Here is a 2936-nt window from a genome sequence, read left to right as displayed (position 1 = left end):
CTGGATTTCGAACCAGGGTGTAAATCTCAAGGCGATTGCAGGTGCTGAGGATCGATGCCTCGAGCACCTGCTCATTGCCGCGGAGGGATTGAAGGGACGTCTCCATGGTCTGCTCAGGGATGCTGAGGCGTTCCCGGATCTCCACCGGTGCCGTGCGATGACTGAGGCCGACGACGGAGATATGCATGAAGACGTTCCTCTCAACCAGTTAGTGACGATCAGCTCAGAGCGATGCTCTGGGCGCCGTCTTTGATATGCACGGTGTTGGTAAAACGGCAGGTGTTGTCCAGGTTGCTGATCACCAGGCTGCTTGTGCGGGTGCAGTCCTTTTCGAACTTAACGCCATTGAAGAGCAGACCATCCGTGATGCCGCTGCCAGCGAAACAAACATGCTCGCCGCAGGCCAGCTCCTCGGCTTCGTAGACCTTGTCGGGATCGGTGATGCCCATCTCAGCGAGACGCACAAGGTTGCCCTCTTTGGTCATATCAGCCCATTCGGAGGTCTGAGCAATCGCAGGGTCGTACACCAGCTGACCCTGGAAGTGGCCACCAAGAGCGCGCATGGCAGCGGCGGAGATCACACCCTCAGGGGCAGCACCGATGCCCATCAAGCAGTGGGTTCCGGTGCCGGCGAAACCGCAGGCGATGGCAGCCTGAACGTCTCCATCGGAGATGGGCTGGATGCGAGCGCCGGTGGCACGGATCTCAGTGATCAGGTCCTTGTGACGGGCACGATCCATCACCACGATGTTCAGCTCGTCGACGGGGAGACCCACGCACTCGCTGAGGATCTTGATGTTTTCAGTGGCCGATTTGCGGATGTCCACCTTGCCCTTGGCAGCTGGAGGAGCAGCCAGCTTCTTCATATAAAAGTCGGGGGCGTTGAACAGACCGCCACGGTCGGAAGCGGCGAGAACAGCCATGGAACCGCGCTGGTTGAAGGCGCAAAGGTTGGTGCCTTCGCAAGGGTCAACAGCAAAATCCACGCCAGGGCCAGTGCCAGTGCCGACCTCTTCTCCGATGTAAAGCATCGGGGCTTCATCACGTTCCCCCTCGCCAATCACGATGCGGCCCTGCATCTGGATCTGATTCATGCGCTTACGCATGGCATCAACGGCCAATGCATCGGCTTCATCCTTCAGGCCTTTGCCGGAGAGCGAGGCGGAAGCGATGGCGGCCTGCTCGACGATCTCGAGAATTTCCTGAATGAGGGTCTGATCCACGGGACTCCGGATGAGGTGGGACGGGTTGGCGAGATCTCCTGGACGGGCAGTTGGCCGTCGCCGCAGTGGATCTCGACGTCTGAGCGCGGCTCACTGTATCAGTGGTTGCAAGAGTCCCTAAAATCTCCCGGCACTTCGCGCTCCTCATCCATGAGCACCAAGCCCCTGGTGATCTCGCCGTCGATCCTGTCGGCTGATTTCACACGCCTCGGCGAAGAAGTGAAAGCCGTGGACGAAGCCGGTGCGGATTGGATCCATGTGGATGTGATGGACGGCCGCTTTGTTCCGAACATCACCATTGGACCGCTGATTGTTGAGGCGCTGCGTCCGGTGACCCAGAAGCCCCTGGACGTTCACCTGATGATTGTTGAGCCGGAGAAGTACGTCCCCGACTTCGCGAAAGCCGGTGCCGATATCATTTCTGTGCAGGTTGAAGCCTGCCCGCATCTGCACCGCAACTTGGCTCAGATCAAAGACCTGGGCAAAAAGGCAGGAGCAGTCCTGAATCCCTCAACTCCAATCGACACCCTCGAGTACTGCCTCGAGCTCTGCGATCTGGTTCTGATCATGAGCGTCAACCCCGGTTTTGGTGGCCAAAGCTTTATCGAAAGCCAGGTTCAGAAAATCCGCGACCTGCGCCGCATGTGCGATGAGAAGGGTCTCGATCCCTGGATAGAAGTGGATGGCGGCATCAAAGCCGGCAATGCCTGGAAGGTGATCGAAGCAGGTGCCAACGCAATTGTGTCCGGATCCGGTGTGTTCAACCAACCCGATTACGCCGAAGCCATCAAGGGCATCCGCAACAACAGCAGCAAGGAAGCCGTTCTTGCCTGATCACCAGCCCATCAACTGATCAACAATCAAGAGGAGACTGTTCAGCTCACAACATCAGGTTCGGGCAAGAACGGAGTGATTGAACAGTTTCAACATCTCCAAAGATTTGATGGCCACACTGATGCGAACGCACCTCCGATAATTGAAGCATGAAAGATGATGCCAAACTGGTTGCTGCATTTCTGGTTCTCAATGTCAGTCTAATTGCATTAGTTTTTGCCGGATATCTCAAAGGAAGCATGAATATTGGTGCCGTCCTTCAACATATAGCTCAATAGTTCTGTTTAATTTGGATAACGGACAGGCGCCCCGCCTTTCCTTCCTGCCGCTGAGTTGAAATACGGATAATCAAAGCATCTGCTCCGACTTCGACACTCCCAGTATCGAAGTCGGAGGCATCCAATGCGTGACGATAGTCCAACTAAGCAAGATCTAGAAGCTGCCTGACAAGCCACACAGCCAAATGCTTCGTTCAGCTTCAAAGAACGCCAACCATGCATTGGACAGGCATTACTCCAATCAGTGCCGTTGATGACAAAACAAGATTGAAGATCATGGAACTATTCATGGACGCGATAGACCACAGGTCACGACGCGAGATTCACATATAATCGGGAGAACAGCATGAGCAGACGAGGCATTCATCCACTGCTTCGGGGTTTTGATCGCCCTCAACGGGTCGCGCCCTCAAGACGTGCTGTCCTGCTATCTGGTATGAAATCGGCGCAGCGGAAACGTTATCTGCGCTCGGAAGCGGAAGAGGCCGAAGCGTCCCAACAAATGACCAGATATCGCTCCTCTCAGTGAGATGAATGCCACCGCAGGCGCTGATTTGATTGTCCTGGGGTGCAAGAGAGGATTGAGATCACAACCCAGGGT

General features: G+C 55.7%; 2 protein-coding genes and 1 pseudogene. 1 reads left to right on the top strand and 2 read right to left on the bottom strand.

Going from position 1 to position 2936, the window contains the following annotated elements; all coding sequences use genetic code 11:
- Together ACGVJ8_RS00895 and glpX are read right to left on the bottom strand one after the other, a co-directional pair.
- Positions 1-187, bottom strand: a pseudogene (locus ACGVJ8_RS00895) (glutamyl-tRNA reductase); the annotation flags it as partial.
- Between the two features lie 31 nt (positions 188-218).
- Positions 219-1223, bottom strand: a complete 1005-nt coding sequence (gene glpX, locus ACGVJ8_RS00890) for a class II fructose-bisphosphatase (RefSeq protein ID WP_392345059.1) — start codon at positions 1221-1223, stop codon at positions 219-221.
- 150 nt (positions 1224-1373) lie between these two features.
- Here glpX and rpe point away from each other — a divergent pair, with 150 nt between their 5' ends.
- Complete coding sequence (gene rpe / locus ACGVJ8_RS00885) at positions 1374-2057, top strand: ribulose-phosphate 3-epimerase (protein WP_392345058.1); 684 nt, start codon at positions 1374-1376, stop codon at positions 2055-2057.
- The last annotated feature ends 879 nt before the right edge of the window (positions 2058-2936 follow it).

It is taken from the genome of Parasynechococcus sp. (assembly GCF_042954245.1).
Classification (GTDB): Bacteria; Cyanobacteriota; Cyanobacteriia; order PCC-6307; family Cyanobiaceae; genus Parasynechococcus.
The sequence above is the reverse complement of the archived record's forward strand: the minus strand, read 5'-3'. Positions and strand labels throughout refer to the sequence as shown.

Coding starts and splice junctions, on each gene's coding strand:
- rpe (WP_392345058.1), top strand. CDS start 1,374: ATGAGCACCAAGCCCCTGGTGATCTCGCCGTCGATCCTGTCGGCTGAT.